We start from the raw sequence: 16,815 nt of genomic DNA on the forward strand, positions 1-16,815 counted from the left end.
GAATGACGAAGGCTCAACCCGACTGGCTCGCGCTTGCGACGCGCTTCACGCAACTGCCGGACGCGCAGCGCGCGGTGTTCATCGACAAGCTCGGCGCGGCCGGCATCGACTTCCGCATGCTGCCGATCCCGCCACGCACGCCGCGCGCCGACCGCGTGCCGGCATCGTTCGCGCAGACGCGGCTGTGGTTGCACGCGCGGTTGATCGACGCGCCTCACGCGTATCACATCACCGAGCGGCTCGCGCTGACGGGCCCGCTCGACGCGCATGCGCTGCGGCTCGCGTGCGATGCGCTGATCGCGCGCCATGAAGCGCTGCGCACGACCTTCGACGAAGCGGAGGGCGGCGTCGCACAGACGATCCATCCGCCGCTGCGCTGCCCGTGGCGCGAGACCGATCTCGAAGCGTTGCCCGACGCGCAGCGCGTCGCGCGCGCCGAAAGCGTCGCAATGGCCGATGAAGCCGAGCCGTTCGATCTCGGCGCGGCACCGCTCGTGCGCGCACACCTGATCCGCTTCGACGCGACGCAACACTGGCTCGCGCTGACCGTTCATCACATCGTGTCGGACGGCTGGTCGTCGGACGTGATGCTGTTTGAACTCGCGGCGTTCTATCGCGCGTATGCGTCGGGGGAACCCGTACCGCTCGCGCCGCTGCCGATCCAGTACGCGGACTACGCGCTGTGGCAGCGCCGCTGGCTCGATGCCGGCGAGCGCGACCGGCAACTGGCGTTCTGGCGCGAGCGGCTCGACCCGCAGCGCGGCGTGCTGACGCTGCCCGGCGCGGCCGCGCGGCCCGTTCGCCGCAGCGCGCGCGGTGCACGTCACGTGTTTTCGCTCGACGCGCGCATCGGTGCGCGGCTGCGCGCGTTCGCAGCCGCGTCGGGCGCGACGCCGTTCGCGGTGTTGCTCGCGGCGCTCGACGCGCTGCTCGCGCGTGCGACCGGCGACGCGCGGATCTGCGTCGGCGTGCCGGCCGCGAACCGCGAACGCGCGGAAACGGCCGGCCTGATCGGCTTCTTCGTCAACACGCTCGCGATCGACGTCGACGTGCCCGCGCACGGCGATTTCTCGTCGCTGGTCGCGCGTACGCAGCGCGCGCTCGTCGATGCGCAGATGCACCAGGACGTGCCGTTCGAGCAGATCGTCGACGCGCTCGGCGTGCCGCGCAGCGCGAGCCACCATCCGCTGTTCCAGGTGATGGCCGCGTACGGCGAGCGCCGCGCGCTGCCGGCGCTGGGCGCGGCATCGGCAACCTTGCTGCCGTCCGGCACGCCGTCCGCGAAATTCGACCTGACGCTTTCCGTCGAGGCGACGCCCGACGGCGCGTTCGATGCCGCGTTCATCCATGCGCTCGACCTGTTCGACGGCGACGCGATCGCGCGGCTGGCCGCGCGCTTCGTCACGCTGCTCGCCGATGCGCTCGCGCGCCCCGACGTGCCGATCGGCGATCTCGACTGGCTGCGGGCCGACGAACGTGCGCAACTGTTCGCGTGGAACGCGCCGGCGGGCGCGGCCGAAGCCGAGCCGTTCGTCCCGGTCCACGCGCGCATCGCCGCGCATGCGCACGCGCGGCCGGACGCGCGCGGTGTCGCCGACATCGATCGCGCGCTGACGCGCGGTGAGGTCGACGCGCGCGCGGCACGCATCGCGCGCAACCTCGTCGCGGCCGGCGTGCGGCCCGAAATGCGCGTCGGCGTCGCGCTGCAGCGTTCGGTCGACCTGCTGGTCGCGCTGATCGCGGTGCTGAAGTCGGGCGCCGCGTTCGTGCCGCTCGATCCGGCCCATCCGCGCGAACGCCTCGCGCAGATCGTCGGCGATGCGGGCATCGCGCACGTGCTGACCGACGGCGCGAGCGCCGCATCGCTGCCCGAGCTGCCGGCACTGCGCGTCTGGCGCGCGGACGAAGTCGACGCACTCGACGAAGCCGCGGACGTCGCACTGCCGGATGTGCTGCCCGGTCATGCGGCATACGCGATCTACACGTCGGGTTCGACCGGAAAGCCGAAGGGCGTGATCGTCGATCACGCGGCGTTCGCGCGGCATTGCGTGGCGATCGCCGAGCGCTATGGCGCGGGCGAGAACGACGTGTTCCTGCTGTTCCAGTCGGTCAACTTCGACGGCGCGCACGAAGGCTGGTTTTCGCAATACCTGTCAGGTGCCGCGGTGTCGGTGACGGCCGACGTGCTGTGGCCGCCCGCGCAGACCTGCGCGATGATGATTCGCGACGGCGTGACGATGACCTACGTGCCGCCCGGCTGCGCCGCGCAGCTCGCCGAATGGGCGCTCGTGCACGGCGCGCCGCCGACGTTGCGCTCGCTGACCGTCGGCGGCGAAGCCACCTCGCGCGAAGCGTTCGCGATGCTGCGCCGCGCGATGCCGAACGTGCGCGTGGTCAACGGCTACGGCCCGACCGAAACCGTGATCACGCCGACGCTGTGGATGTTCCGCCCCGGCGACGATCTCGCGAAGCTGGGTGACGCCGCGTATCTGCCGATCGGCACGCTGGTCGGCGCGCGCACCGCGCACGTGCTCGACGCGCGGCTGCATCCGCTGCCGGTCGGCGTGATCGGCGAACTGTACCTGGGCGGCGAGGGGATCGGCGTCGCGCGCGGCTACCTCGATCGTCCCGCGCTGACGGCCGAGCGCTTCGTGCCCGATCCGTACGGCGCGCCGGGCGCGCGCCTGTATCGCACGGGCGACCTGGTGCGGCGTCGCGCGGATGGCGTGTTCGACTTCATCGGCCGCGTCGATCATCAAGTGAAACTGCGCGGGCTGCGCATCGAGCTCGGCGAGATCGAGGCGCAGCTGGCCGCGCACGACGCGGTGCGCGAAGCGTGCGCGGTCGTGCACGGGCAGGGCGCGCAGGCGCAGCTCGTCGCCTACGTCGAACTGACCGCCGACGCGCAAGCGGCCGCGCAACCGGTCGAAGCCGCGACGCTCGACGCGCATCTGCGCCGCACGCTGCCTGACTACATGGTGCCCGCGAAACTGATCGTGCTCGACGCGCTGCCGCGCAACGCGAACAGCAAGGTCGACCGTGCGCGGCTGCCGGCGCCCGTGCGCGTCGAACGCGCATACGAAGCGCCGCACGACGGCGACGAAACCGCACTCGCGGCGATCTGGCGCGACGTGTTGAACGTCGACCGCGTCGGTCGCCGCGATCACTTCTTCGAACTCGGCGGCCATTCGCTGGCGGCGGTGCGCGTCGCGACGCGCGTCGCCGAGCGGCTCGGCCGCGACGTGCCGGTGCGCGCCTTGTTCGAAGCGCCGGTGCTCGCGCAATACGCACGCCACGTGGCCGATGCGCCGCGCGCCGCGCACGGCGGTGCCACCGTACCGGGCATCGCGGTGGTCAAACCCGATGCGTTCGGCGTATGGCCGCTGTCGCCCGCGCAGCTCGGCCTGTGGTTCCTGTGGCGCGCGCAGCCGGACAGCGCCGCGTACAACATTCCGGTCGCGCTGCGCGTGCGCGGTCCGCTGGACGTCGATGCACTGCGCGCCGCGTTCTCGGCTGCGGCGGCCGCGCACCCGGCGCTGCGCACGCGGCTCGTCGCGCGCGACGGCATGCTGCCGGGCCAGCGGATCGACACCGCGCCGCCCGTCGCGCTGCCGCTCGTCGACTTGTCCGCGCTGCCCGATGCGCTCGCCCGCGCGGCGGCGCTGACCGATGCCGACGCACTCGCGCCGTTCGATCTCGCCGCCGATGCGCCGCTGTGGCGCGCACGCGTGCTGCGGCTCGGCGCGGACGATCACGTGTTGTCGGTGACGATCCATCACATCGTGTCGGATGGCGAATCGATCGAGCTGTGGCTCGACGCGGTGCGCGCAGGCTATGTCGATCTGGTACGTGGCGGAGCGGAATCGGTATCGACGCCGCCTCGAAACACGTCGCTCGTGCTGCCCGTGCCGTGCCACCCGGCCCGCGTCGCGTACTGGCGCGACGCGCTGGCCGACCTGCCGCCGCCCGTGCTGCCACGGCGCGCCAACGCGCCGGCCGTCCCGCAATGGCGTGCGGCGCGCATCGCGTTCGAATTCGACGCATCGTTGATCCGTGCCGCGCGCGACGTCGCGTCGGCCGCGCACGCGACACTGCCGATGCTGCTGCACGCGGCGCTCAACACCGCGCTGTTCCGCGTGACCGGTGCGGCCGATCAGCCGGTCGGCGTCCTGGCATCGACGCGCGAGCTGACGGGTGATGCCGCGCGCGATGCGCTCGGTCTCTTCATCAATTCGGTGGTCGTGCGCACACGGCTCGACACGTCGGCCCGCCGCTCGGACGTGCTCGCGCAGGTGCGCGATACGGCGCTCGCCGCGTATGCGCACGCCGACGTGCCGTTCGCCGACGTCGTCGCCGCGCTGCGCGCGCCGCGTGCCGCGCAGGCCAATCCGCTGTTCCAGGTGATGTTCAACTACCTGCGCCCGACCGGTGCCGCCGCACGCGACTGGGCCGGCTTGTCGCTTGCCGAGTTCGATGACGTGCGTCATCGCGTCGTGTTCACGCTCGAGCTGGACGTCGTCGAGCATCCGGACGGCCGCGTGAGCGCTGCGTTCTCGTATGCGGACGAACTGCTCGACGGCGATTTCGTCGACGCGCTCGTCGACCTCTATCACGACGAGGTCGCGCGTTTCGCCGGCGCGCCGGAAGCGGCGCTCGGCGCGCCCGACGCGCTGTTCACCGCGCCGGCGGCGGTCGCAGCCGCACCGGCCGGAGGCGCGGCGATGCAGGTCATGACGACATCGTGCGCGCCGGACGCGGCAGCCGCGCTCGCCGCGCTGTGGTCGGACACGTTCGCGACGGCCGCGCCCGCACCCTGTGCCGATCTGTTCGAAGCGGGCGCGACTTCATTCGACGTGGTGCGCTTCGTCGATGCGGCCGGCCGCGCCGGGCTCGCGCTGACGGTGGCCGACGTATTCGCGTCGCCGACGCTCGCGGCGCTCGGCGCGCGTATCGATGCGTCGGCCGAAACGGAGCAGGAGGTGCGCGATGCTGGCTGAAGTGCGTCCGGACGGATTCACGATGCCGGATACGTGCCGACTCGCGTTCGCGGACGGCCTGTTCGCCGTACGCGACGACGCGGAGATCCGCGTCGCGCAGGGCGACGGCATCGGCGCACAGTTGCTGCGCGCGCAGCTCGCGGCCGACGGCACGCTGCGCCTCGTCGCGTGCAACCATCGCGCGGCACCGGGCGACCAGCGCCGTGCGCTGCTGGCCGCGCTCGCCGCCGCGTTTTCCGACGACGCGCGCCGCGCGGCGATCCGGCTCGACCCGGCCGCGTGGCCGGCGGTCGCGCTCGATGCGCTGCGCGCGAGCGGCGTGCTCGGCGACGGCGGCCTGTGCATGCGTGAAGGCTGGGCCCAGCAAGCCGATCTGTGGCGCGTCGGCACGCCGCTGCCATGCGCGACGCTGCCGATGCTGACCGACGGCCGGCGGCATCCGCGCCGGCCGCCCGCTCCGCGCGGTGACGTGTATGCGCGCGACCTGCCGGCACTCGGCGTGCGTTTCACGCTGCGCGGCTGGCAGCCGGGCGAGGACGCCACGCGCCTGGCGAACTGGTTCGACGCGCCGCGCGTGCGCGACGGCTGGCCGGGCACGCAGCCCGGCGCACACGGCACGGCGCCCGATGCCGATCCGCACGTGAGCCCGCTCGTCGGCTGCTTCGACGGCGAACCCTTCGCGTACGTCGAGGCGTTCTGGCTGAAGGAAGACCCGCTCGCGCCGCACGTGGGTGCGCGCGATTACGACCGCGGACTGCGGATGCTGGTCGGGGAATCGCGCTGGCGCGGCCCGCATTGCGTGGCGGGCTGGCTGCCGTCGGTCGTGCATTACCTGTTTCTCGACGATCCGCGCACCGAAGCGGTCGGCTGCGCGGTCCCGGCCGGCCGCGCGCGGGTCGTCGACACCCTCGCGCGGCACGGCTTCGCGCGGCAGCGCCGCCTGGCGCTTGCCGACGGGCAGCCGCTGTGGATGCGCACGCTGCGCGAGACCTTCTTCTCCGGCCGTCACGTCTGACGGGCCGGATTCACCGACAAGGGAGCTGAGAGACATGCAGAGAGAAACCGTATTCGACCTGATCGGCGTCGGCTTCGGGCCGTCGAACCTGGCGCTGGCCGTGCGCCTCGCGGAACGCAACGGCACGCGCCCGTTCGCGCATTGCTTCGTCGAACGCCAGCCGGAATTCGGCTGGCACCGCGGCATGCTGCTTGACGACTGCCGGATGCAGATCTCGTTTCTGAAGGATCTCGTCACGATGCGCGATCCGAAGAGCCGCTACACGTTCATCAACTATCTGTTCGAACGCGGCCGACTGAACGAATTCGTCAACCTGAAGAACTTCTATCCGACCCGCATCGAATTCCACGACTATCTGAGCTGGGTCGCCGACGCGTTCGACGAGCACGTCCATTACAGCGAAACCGTCACCGCGATCGAGCCCGTGCGCGGCGACGGCGCGCGGATCGACGCGCTGCGCGTGCTGTCGCGCGATGCGGCCGGCCGCGAGCGCCAGCGCGTGACGCGCGCGCTGTCGGTCGGCGTCGGCGGCACGCCGGCGGTGCCGGACGCGTTCGCCGCGCTCGGCCGCGATCGCGTGATCCATTCGTCGTCCTACCTGACCGACATCGACCGGCTGGTCGCAGCGCCGGACGGCGAGCGCCGCCGCGTCGCGGTGATCGGCGCGGGGCAGAGCGCGGCCGAGGTGTTCATCGACCTCGCGCGCCGTTTCCCGCACGTCGACGCGAGCCTCGTGATGCGGGCAGGTGCATTGAAACCGGCCGACGACAGCCCGTTCGTCAACGAGATCTTCAGCCCCGAGTTCACCGACGTCGTCTACGCGCAGCCGCACGACGCGCGCCGCGCGCTGCTCGAGCGCTATCGCGACACCAACTACGCGGTGGTCGATCGGCCGCTGATCGAGCAGATCTACGAAATGCTGTACCTGCAGCGCATCGACGGCACGCCGCGCCATGCGCTGCTCGCGAACAGCGCGATCGAGGCCGCGGTGCGCACCGCCGACGGCCGCATCGAGCTGACGCTGCGCGACCGGATGAACGGCGCGACGCGCGTCGAACGCTTCGACGCGCTCGTGCTCGCGACCGGCTACCGGCGCGACACGCATTCGACGCTGCTCGAAGGGCTCGCGCCGCATCTGGGCGATGCGCTCACGCGCGGCGACGTCACGCGCGACTACCTGCTCGCCACGCCCGGGCACTTCGCGCCGCGCATCTACCTGCAAGGCTGCTGCGAAGACAGCCACGGCCTGTCCGACACGCTGCTGTCGGTCCTGGCGCGCCGCGCGGACGAGATCTGCGCGTCGCTCGAGGAAGGGGCCGCGCCCGCCGATGACGATGGCGCGGCCCGGGCACTGCATGAACAACGACATCAAGACGGGGCGAGCGCGGGCCGCATGGCTTTCGCTCTTTGACAAAGGCGCGGTCGGAGACCGCATCGGAAAAGTGGAGCAGAGAAAGATGGAGTGGGCAACAGGCACGCGTGTGCGTGCGATCGCAGCCGCGGCGAGCGTGGCGTTCGGGATGGCGGCAGGGCACGCATACGCGCAGACGGCGCCGGCCGCGAACGCAGGCGCCGCCGCGTCGGCCGGCAATGTGCAGAACGGCGCGACGTCCGGCACGCTGCCGGCGATCAACGTCAACGCGGGCTCGGAGGGCGACGGCACGGTCGGGCTCGTCGCGAAGCGCAGCAGGACCGGCACCAAGACCGATACGTCGATCAACGAAATCCCGCAGACGATCAACGTCGTCACCGCGCAGCAGATCGAGATGACCGGCGCGACCGACGTGAACGCGGCGCTGCGCTACGTGCCGGGCTTCTCGTCGTACGGCTCGGACAACCGCTCCGACTGGTACGCGGCACTGCGCGGCTTCACGCCGACCGCGTACGTGAACGGCCTGCAGGTGCCGAACACGCTGAACCTGTCGAGTTGGCGCGTCGATCCGTACATGATCGACAGCATCACCGTGCTGCGCGGGCCTACGTCGGTGCTGTACGGTGCCGGCGACCCGGGCGCGATCATCGACGTGCAGACCAAGACGGCCGACGGCGAGCGCGTGCGCGAAGCCGGCGTGCAGTTCGGCAACTACGCGCGCAAGCAGTTCATGATCGATGTCGGCGACAAGCTCGACGCGGATGGCAAGTACGCGTACCGGTTCGTCGGCGTCGCCCGCGACGGCAACGCGCTGACGGGCCCGAACAACGACCAGCGCGTCGCGCTCGCGCCGTCGTTCCGCTGGCGCCCGGACGCGGATACGTCGCTGACGCTGTCCGCCACGTATCTGCAGGACTGGGGCGACATCTCGTCGAACTTCCTGCCGGCGCAGGGCACGGTGCTGCCGAACCCGAACGGGCAGCTCGACAAGGACGTCTATGGCGGCGACCCCGATTTCAACTACTACCGCAAGAAGCAGTGGTCGCTCGGCTACCAGTTCGAGCGGAACCTGAACGCGATGTGGACGTTCCGGCAGAACGTGCGCTGGATGCACCTGTCGCTCGACAACGGCTCCGTGTTCGGCGCGGGCTTCGCCGACGGCAGCCTGACCGACATCAACCGCTGGGCCGGCGTGTTCCAGACGAACTACAGCCGCTTCGACATCGACAACAACCTCCAGGGCCGCTTCGGCACGGGGCCGCTCGAGCACACGCTGCTGCTCGGCTTCCAGTACAACCGTCAGACCGCTACCGACAGCGAATGGCTGGCCGCCGCACCGACGCTGAACATCTACAACCCGGTCTATACGCCGGTCACGCTGTCCGTGTTCTCGCCGCCGAACACCACGTACCGCACCAACACGTACACGACGATGAACACGTTCGGGCTGTACGTGCAGGACCAGGTCAAGTGGAACCGCTGGACGCTGACGCTCGGCGGCCGCGAGGACTGGGTGAACCAGCGGATGGACGACCGCGAGGGCGGCACGCAGTCGAAGGCCGACATCACGGCGTTCACCGGCCGTGTGGGCCTCACGTACCAGGGCGACTACGGGCTGTCGCCGTACATCAGCTACGCGAGCTCGTTCAACCCGCTGATCGGCGTGAACCTGTATGGCGGCGGACTGCCGCAGCCGACGCGCGGCAAGCAGATCGAGGCCGGCTTGCGCTGGCAGCCGCCCGGCAAGAACCTGATGCTGAGCGCGGCGATCTACCAGATCAACCAGACCAACGTGCTCACGTCGACGCCGCTCAATCTCGATTCGTCCGGCACGACGTCGGTCCAGACCGGCGAAGTGCGTTCGCGCGGGATCGAGCTGAACGCGACCGGCAAGCTCACGCGGAACCTGTCGCTGATCGCGTCCTACGTCTACCAGGACGTGAAGAACGTGAAGGCCAACGACGCATCGCTGAACAACTGGCCGGTCGACATTCCGCGGCCGCGTCAGATGGCGTCGCTGTGGGCGGACTGGACGTGGCACACGGGGCCGCTCACGGGCTTCGGCCTGGGCGGCGGCGTGCGCTACCAAAGTGCGTCGGCCGGTGCGGCGGACAACTCGCTCACGGTCGCGAGCTACACGCTGTTCGACGCGGGCGTGCATTACGACACACGCAACTGGCGCTTTGCCGTGAACGGGACGAACCTGTTCAACCGCCACTACATCAGCGGTTGCCAGTCGACGAGCGTCTGCATTTTCGGTACCGACCGCACGGTGATCGCCACCGCGAAATACAACTGGTGACGCCGCGCGCCGCGGCACGCCGGTCGGCCCTCGGGCCGGCGCGGGCGGGCCGCGGCGCCGTCGTCCGCTTTTCCATGACGCCTCCATGCCGAAGAAAAATCTCGTCTACATCCAGTCGCTGCGCAACGGCGCGGCCGATCGCGCCGGCCAGCCGGTCGCTTACCAGGGCGGCACGCGCTACATGAAGGCGCCGCTCGAATTCCTCGTCGAGCGCCTGAATGACTCGTCGCTCGGCGAACGCTATGCGCTCCAGGGTGTGATCGTCGACGACGACGAAGGCTCGCCGTCCGATCGCGCGAAGGTTGCCGACTACGGCTTCGCGCGCACGCCCGGCCGCCCGTGGATCCTGCCCGATGGGCTGACCGTGCAGGGCCGGCCGGTCGACGAACTGTTCTGCACGATTGCATCGACGTACCGCCGGTTGCCGCGCGACGCGCGTGAGCGCGTGACGGGCAAGCAGGCGTTCGAGCGCCGCCTGCTCGAACGCCTGCTCGAACTCGACGCCGACGTGGTCGTGCTCGACGGGCTGCTCGTGATCCTCGACGAGCTCGTGCGTCCCGGCGCGCGCTTTCATCGTCGCATCGCGAACATCCACCCCGGCATCACGGCCGACGATTCGCCGTACCAGAGGCGCGGTGCGTGGGCGACGCTCGACGCGCTGCACGGCGCGCGCGGCGAACGGGTCGACTGGGCGACCGGCGCGACCTCGCGCGTCGAACCCGTGACGATGACGGGCGCTTCGTTCCACTACGTCGACAACGGCATCGATTCCGGCGAGGTGATCTGCGACGTGCTCGACACGCCGATCGCGCCGGACGACACGATTCTCGAACTGCGCTGGAACAGCTTCCAGCGCAGCCTGTTTCCGGCGCTCGAGCGGGGGCTGCACATCCTCGCCGATCGCCACGACGCGGGAGCATTGTGATGGAAGACACGCTGGCGAAACCGGCCGACAAGGAAGCGGACGCCGTCGACGGCGAGGTCGCCGCGGCACTGGACAGCGCCGCGCACGGGCAGGAGCCGCCCGCCGCCGAGCGCACGCTCGAGACGTGGCGGCCCGACGATCCGCCGGCCGCGCTGCTCGCGGAGTTCGTCGCGCTGTTCAATACGGAAACGCGGCACGATGCGGCGACGGTGTCGGTGCCGCTTGGCGGCGCCGATCCGGCGGCTATCGCGTCGTACGTCGCGCGCGCGGTGCGCGACGGCGTGATCGATGACGCACGGATCGCGGGCGACCGGCTGCGCCTCGCCGCATCGCGTGCGACGTTCTGGCAGAATCCGCGGCCGTGGCTGAAGGCGCCCGCATCGGGCGGGATGCCGCTGCGCTACACGATCACGAACGGCCACCGGCATCCGGTGCGGCCGCCGTCGCCGGCCGGCGAGATCTATTCACGCTACATGCCGCAGGTCGGGATGACGTTCAGCCTGCGCACCGTCGACATCGCTACGCATGCGCAGTTGTTCAGCGACTGGATGAACCTCGATCGCGTCGCGCATTTCTGGGACCAGCGCGGCACGCTCGACGAACACGCCGCCTATCTCGCGGAGCGGCTCGCTGACCCGCACATGCATCCGATGATCGGCTATTTCGACGATACGCCGTTCGGCTATTTCGAGTTCTACTGGGCGAAGGAGGACCGGCTCGCGCCGTTCTACGACGCGCACGACTACGATCGCGGGCTGCACTTGCTGATCGGCGATTCACGCTTCCAGAGCGCGGGCAAGCTGCATGCGTGGTGGAGCGGGGTGCTGCACTACATGTTCGTCGACGAACCGCGCACGCAGCGGCTCGTGGGCGAGCCGCGCGTCGATCACGTTCGGCATATCGCGTACATGCACCGGCTCGGGTTCTACACGCTGAAGGAGTTCGACTTCCCGCACAAACGCGCGGCGCTCACCGTGATGGAGCGCGAAACATTCTTCGACACTTTCCGGTTGCCGTGACGGGATGGGCGCGCGAAGTGTCGATGCGGCGATTCGCACATGTCGACGTTTCGCGCGACTTGAAAGGGGGCACACATCGGCCGTTCGGGATATGGATCGGGCGGGCGGCATGAGGAAGAATGGATCGCTCCCTCAATGCAGACAAGTCGTGACGACATGGCAAGCACATCCGCAGCAACATCAAGCGCAATCCCGGGCTCGCATGCCTCGACGTTGACATATGCTGGCATATGTCTAGAATGGGCGCATCGTACTCCCATGGAGTGGCTCATGCGCACCGTATCCATTTTCAAGAACGCCAGGAACCAGGCAATCCGCATCCCGAAGGACATGGAATTCGAGGGTGTGACGGAACTCGAGATCCGTCGCGAGGGCGACACGCTGCTGCTGCGTCCGGTGCGGCCGACGTGGCTGTCGTTGGCGAGTGAACCGCTGGCCGATGCCGACTTCCTCGTCGAGCGCCCGGCTGTCATCGAATCCGGTCGTTTCGACCTGTCCGGCACGGATGGCGACGCACAAACGGAGTCGGGCCGGTGACAACGCTCTACATGCTCGATACGAACATCTGTTCGTTCATCATGCGCGAGCGGCCGCCCGCGGTGCTGTCCCGGCTGCAGTCGTGCGTCAACGCGCAGCACCGGATCGTCGTGTCGGCGATTACCTATGCCGAAATGCGATTCGGCGCGGTCGGCAGAAAGGCATCGCCGAAGCATGCGGAACTCGTGACGGCGTTTGTCGCGCGGCTGGACGGTGTGCTGTCGTGGGATACCGCGGCGGTCGATGCAACGGCTGCGATTCGTGCCGACCTTGCCACACGCGGGACACCGATCGGCACGAACGATGCATCGATCGCCGGTCATGCGATCGCGGCCGGTGCCGTGCTCGTCACGAACAATTGTCGCGAATTCAGCCGCGTCGCGGGGTTGTCGCTCGAAGACTGGGCGGCCTCGGCCTAGGGCCGTGAATGTGCGATGGCGTTGCGGTCGCGCGGCCGCACGTCACGTCCGGGGAACGGGCGAATCGGTGAGAAAGGCATCGCGGAATGCGTCGAGATACCGGTCGGCGTCATCGCTGAATTCGCCCGGCAGCAGCGCGAACGCGCGTGCCTGCAGATCCTGTCCGAGCGTCGCGTAGATCGCTGCGTCGGATAACAGCGCGCGGATCGCATCGTGCGTTTGCCGCGAAGCAATCCGCCTTGCATCGCGCGCCAGCAGCGCGGCCGCCGCCAGTTCAGGCTGGAAACCGTGCCGCTCGAGCAGGTCGGGCGCGACGTCCCAGATCCGCTCGCGATTACCCGCGTCGTGAAAATGCGTGAGCAGGAACAGCAGGTCGTACGCGTCGCTGTTCTGGCGTGCGCGCCGATCCTTCCACGCGAGCAACTTCAACAGCGCGAGGGCCGGCAGGCTCGCCACCGGCACCTCGATGCCGGCCGCGATCGACACGACCAGCGCCGTATCGACCGCCTCCTGAAAGCCCAGCACGTTCAGCACGAAATCGCCGCCCGGTGGCCACGCGATTTCGCCGGGTGGCGCCTCGAGCGGCCCGAACGGCACGAGATCGAGCTCCGTGCGAAAGCCTTGCGTCCCGCTGTCGAACAGCAGTTTCTGTTGATGCTTCGGCGCGCGTGCGAATTGCTCCGTCGCGACGAGCGCATCGACGAGCCGTTCGTGAAACGGCCAGCTCACCGCGCACACCGCGACGTCGACGTCCCGCGTCGCACGCACCGGCCGGATGCCGTGGACATGCCACATCAGGATGTCGCGCGCGGTCGCGCCGGCGACGACGAATGCCGCGTCGAGCTGCGCGCAAGCCGCACGGACCGCCTGCAGCAACGCGACCGCCGCCGGCTCGAGCGGCCGGCGCGCGTCGACGTCAAGCGGGCGGGTGGGCGAGGTATCGGTCATGGATGTGTTCGGCGGCGGCAAGATTGCGGCTGTCTCCGGACGAGACGAGATCCGCGTAGATCAGAAGCGGCGGCACGAGCGGCACGTCCTGCTCGCGCCAGTCGAGCGCCGGCGACGGCGGCCAGAATGCTTCGAGCAGCTCGACGTCGCCGCGCTCGTCCGGGCGCAGGCGCGCCTGGAGCAGCAGGCGGTTCGACACGGCGCCGTGCGTATAGACGGTGACCGCGGCCGGCTTCAGGTCGTGCGTCAGCAGGTCGGCCGCAGGTTCGCCGCCGAGCCGCGCGTCGAATGCCGCGAAATCGAAACCGCGCCACCAGTCGGGCGCGAGCGCGGCAAACCGCCGGCTCGGCAATTTCGCGCGCAGGCGGCTCGGGTACAGCGCGACCCATTCCTGCACGAAGCGCGGCCAGTCGGTAAACGCGCGTTCGCCGTTGCGCCGCTGCGCGATGAGGCCGCGTGTGATCAGATCGTCCATTGCGAGATTGACCGTGCCGAGCGCGACGCCCGACGCGGCGGCGATCGCCCGCAGCGGTTGCGTGACGAGGCTCGGCTGCGTCGCGAGCGCGAACATCACTGCGAGCCCCTTGGGTGTCGTCGCGCGCGATGCCTGCCGGCGTGGCGTGCGTGCAGGTTTCGGCCGGCCGGAGATCATCACCGTCGCCTCCGGCTGGATCAGGCACGCGTTGCCGGCGGTATCGATAAACGGGATGTCGTGCTCGATCAGGCGGGCGGCCAGTTCGGCCGATAAATACGGCGCGACCAGCATCAGCGGCCGCTCGGCGGACGCTGGAGGAGCGCGGCGGCGTAACGCGGCGAGCGCGCCGTGCAGCGATTCGACGCCGACGCTCACAACCACCGGCATCTCGAATGTTTGCCCGGCAATGCCGAAGCGGATCATCGCGTCGGCATGCGCGTGGTATGCGGCCGGCACGCGCACGGGCCGTGCGTTGAAGCGCCGGGTCGCGCGTTCGAACGCGGCACAGGCTTCGTCGAGCACATGCTGTTCCGTTATCGGCAGGGTGGCGTGCTGGGGCATCGGGCGGATCGCTTGTTCACTTTTTCACGAGTGTATGCAAAAAATGTACATCCGTCAAAAAATGAACAAAGACGCTCAACCAGTTGATATGACGGAATTATTCCGGAATGACGAACGGCGATCAACGCGCACTCCAACATGAAAAATCGAGACGGAACACGCAGTCTCGCTAATCCCGCTCGCGGGCGACAGTCGCCCGCATGACCGTTTTCTTCCGCCGTGCGATTCGTCGTGCGCCCCGACGATTGACAGGCAACCTCAGGTTGTCGCCGTGACGACTTTCTGTCTTTTCGGTTGCCGTTCAACCGACTATCCTTGCCTGCACATTCCCCACGGAACCCAGGAGACGACACCGTGACGCACAGCGTGATCCCCGCAGGCCTCGCCGACGAAATGATCGAGATCCGGCACCGCATTCATGCCCACCCCGAGCTGGGTTTCGAGGAATTCGCGACGAGCGACCTCGTCGCCGGGCAGTTGCAGGCGTGGGGCTATACGGTGCATCGCGGGCTCGGCGGCACGGGTGTCGTCGCGCAGCTGAAGGTCGGCAACGGTACGCAGCGCCTCGGCCTGCGCGCCGACATGGACGCGCTGCCGATCCACGAATCGACCGGCCTGCCGTACCAGAGCACGATCCCCGGCAAGATGCACGCGTGCGGCCACGACGGCCACACGGCGATGCTGCTCGCGGCCGCGAAGCACATGGCGCGCGAGCGCCGCTTTTCCGGCACGCTGAACCTGATTTTCCAGCCGGCCGAGGAAGGGCTCGGCGGCGCGAAGAAAATGCTCGACGACGGGCTGTTCGAGCAGTTCCCGTGCGACGCGATCTTCGCGATGCACAACATGCCGGGTTTCCCGACGGGCAAGTTCGGCTTCCTGCCGGGGCCGTTCATGGCGTCGTCGGATACCGTGATCGTCGACGTGCAGGGGCGCGGCGGCCACGGCGCGGTGCCGCACCGGGCGATCGACCCGGTCGTCGTGTGCGCGCAGATCGTCGTCGCGCTGCAGACGATCGTGTCGCGCAACGTGTCGCCGCTCGACATGGCGATCGTCACGGTGGGCGCGATCCACGCGGGCGAGGCGCCGAACGTGATTCCCGACCGCGCGCAGATGCGCCTGTCCGTGCGCGCGCTGAAGCCGGAGGTGCGCGACCTGCTCGAGACGCGCATCAAGGAAGTCGTTCATGCGCAGGCGGCCGTATTCGGCGCGACCGCGACGATCGACTACCAGCGCCGCTACCCGGTGCTCGTCAACGACGCGGAGATGACCGCGTTCGCACGCGGCGTCGCGCGCGAGTGGGTCGGCGAGGCGAACCTCATCGACGGGATGGCGCCGCTCACCGGCAGCGAGGATTTCGCGTTCCTGCTCGAGAAGCGGCCGGGCTGCTACCTGATCATCGGCAATGGCGACGGGGAGGGCGGCTGCATGGTGCACAACCCCGGTTACGACTTCAACGACGCGGCATTGCCGACCGGCGCATCTTACTGGGTCAAGCTGGCCGAGACGTTCCTGGTGTGACGCCGCGGCGCATCGATGCGGGCGCCGCCGCCCGTTGCATACCCGCGCGGCCGTGAAACCGGGCGCGCGGGATGCGCGCCAATTTGACGCTCCTTGACATCGACGACACGGTGCGCGTGCTACGCTGCGCGCGACGCCGGATCGGCTCGATGAATACAGGTGTGGACGACATGCGAAAACAGTTTCTGACCGTGCTGACGGCTTGCGCGGTCGGCGTTCTGGCGGCCGGGTGCGACGACCAGAAGGTGGCTGACGCGGTGAATGCGATCAAGCCCGATCCGATGGCGTTCGGCAATCTGCAGCCGGGCGTCTCGACGACCGAGGACGTGCTGCGTCAGGCTGGCAAGCCCGAGATGGTCAGGCAGGGCGAGGACGGCTCGCAGCGGTTCGAGTATCCGCGCGGCCCGTACGGCACGAGCACGTACATGCTCGATTTCGGGCCGGACGGCCGGCTCGTGTCGATCACTCAGGCACTGACGGCGGCGAACATCGCGAAGGTCGTGCCGGGGATGTCGAAGGACGACGTGCGGCAACTGCTCGGCAAGCCGACCGAGGTCGCGCAATACGCGTTGAGTCATGAAGAAGTGTGGAGCTGGCACTGGGCCGAGGGCGGCGTATCGGGCGACGCGATGTTCAATGCGCATTTCTCGCCCGACGGCACCGTGATCCGGACTTCGCGCTCGGAAGCGCCGGGCCGCGAAACGCACTGACATCGCGGCTGCGCGGC

12 protein-coding genes are annotated in these 16,815 nt (G+C 69.3%); 10 read left to right on the forward strand and 2 right to left on the reverse strand.

Going from position 1 to position 16,815, the window contains the following annotated elements; genetic code table 11:
- Positions 1 to 2 precede the first annotated feature (2 nt).
- The 8 genes from LGM71_RS05270 to LGM71_RS05305 all read left to right on the forward strand — a co-directional run bounded on the left by LGM71_RS05270 (position 3) and on the right by LGM71_RS05305 (position 12,586).
- Positions 3 to 4,997 (forward strand): non-ribosomal peptide synthetase, encoded by a 4,995-nt coding sequence (locus LGM71_RS05270; RefSeq protein ID WP_226114166.1) that lies wholly within the window; start codon positions 3 to 5, stop codon positions 4,995 to 4,997.
- On the forward strand, positions 4,987 to 6,012 hold the full coding sequence (locus tag LGM71_RS05275) for a GNAT family N-acetyltransferase (protein WP_226114167.1): 1,026 nt from the start codon (positions 4,987 to 4,989) through the stop codon (positions 6,010 to 6,012). The genes LGM71_RS05270 and LGM71_RS05275 overlap by 11 nt, the downstream gene beginning before the upstream one ends.
- Positions 6,013 to 6,046: 34 nt before the next feature.
- Positions 6,047 to 7,423 (forward strand): lysine N(6)-hydroxylase/L-ornithine N(5)-oxygenase family protein, encoded by a 1,377-nt coding sequence (locus tag LGM71_RS05280; protein ID WP_226114168.1) that lies wholly within the window; start codon positions 6,047 to 6,049, stop codon positions 7,421 to 7,423.
- Between the two features lie 46 nt (positions 7,424 to 7,469).
- The gene (locus LGM71_RS05285; RefSeq protein WP_226114169.1) at positions 7,470 to 9,686 is read left to right on the forward strand and encodes a TonB-dependent siderophore receptor; all 2,217 of its coding nucleotides are present in this window, start codon (positions 7,470 to 7,472) and stop codon (positions 9,684 to 9,686) included.
- 85 nt (positions 9,687 to 9,771) lie between these two features.
- Positions 9,772 to 10,611 carry a formyltransferase family protein gene (locus LGM71_RS05290; protein WP_226114170.1) on the forward strand — a complete coding sequence of 280 codons (840 nt, stop codon included), beginning with the start codon at positions 9,772 to 9,774 and terminating at the stop codon, positions 10,609 to 10,611.
- Positions 10,611 to 11,630, forward strand: coding sequence for a GNAT family N-acetyltransferase (locus LGM71_RS05295; protein ID WP_226114171.1), 1,020 nt, complete (start codon positions 10,611 to 10,613; stop codon positions 11,628 to 11,630). Before LGM71_RS05290 ends, LGM71_RS05295 begins: the two co-directional genes overlap by 1 nt.
- A gap of 270 nt (positions 11,631 to 11,900) precedes the next feature.
- A complete protein-coding gene (vapB, locus tag LGM71_RS05300; RefSeq protein ID WP_226114172.1) occupies positions 11,901 to 12,167 on the forward strand; it encodes a type II toxin-antitoxin system VapB family antitoxin in 267 nt (88 codons plus the stop codon).
- Positions 12,164 to 12,586 (forward strand): PIN domain-containing protein, encoded by a 423-nt coding sequence (locus tag LGM71_RS05305; protein WP_226114173.1) that lies wholly within the window; start codon positions 12,164 to 12,166, stop codon positions 12,584 to 12,586. Before vapB ends, LGM71_RS05305 begins: the two co-directional genes overlap by 4 nt.
- Before the next feature lie 42 nt (positions 12,587 to 12,628).
- On the opposite strand, the gene LGM71_RS05310 is transcribed toward LGM71_RS05305, so the two are convergent.
- Both LGM71_RS05310 and LGM71_RS05315 read right to left on the reverse strand, forming a co-directional pair.
- A complete protein-coding gene (locus LGM71_RS05310) occupies positions 12,629 to 13,534 on the reverse strand; it encodes a nucleotidyl transferase AbiEii/AbiGii toxin family protein (protein ID WP_226114174.1) in 906 nt (301 codons plus the stop codon).
- Positions 13,503 to 14,570, reverse strand: a complete 1,068-nt coding sequence (locus LGM71_RS05315; protein ID WP_226114175.1) for a type IV toxin-antitoxin system AbiEi family antitoxin — start codon at positions 14,568 to 14,570, stop codon at positions 13,503 to 13,505. Before LGM71_RS05315 ends, LGM71_RS05310 begins: the two co-directional genes overlap by 32 nt.
- A 354-nt stretch (positions 14,571 to 14,924) precedes the next feature.
- Between LGM71_RS05315 and LGM71_RS05320 the strand changes: the two genes are divergently transcribed.
- Both LGM71_RS05320 and bamE read left to right on the forward strand, forming a co-directional pair.
- Positions 14,925 to 16,088: a M20 aminoacylase family protein gene (locus LGM71_RS05320; protein ID WP_226114176.1), complete on the forward strand. Its 1,164-nt coding sequence runs from the start codon at positions 14,925 to 14,927 to the stop codon at positions 16,086 to 16,088.
- Positions 16,089 to 16,258: 170 nt separating this feature from the next.
- Complete coding sequence (gene bamE, locus LGM71_RS05325; protein WP_124626175.1) at positions 16,259 to 16,798, forward strand: outer membrane protein assembly factor BamE; 540 nt, start codon at positions 16,259 to 16,261, stop codon at positions 16,796 to 16,798.
- Positions 16,799 to 16,815 lie beyond the last annotated feature (17 nt).

The sequence above is a fragment of the Burkholderia sp. AU33545 genome (genome assembly GCF_020419685.1).
GTDB classification, from domain to species: domain Bacteria; phylum Pseudomonadota; class Gammaproteobacteria; order Burkholderiales; family Burkholderiaceae; genus Burkholderia; species Burkholderia diffusa.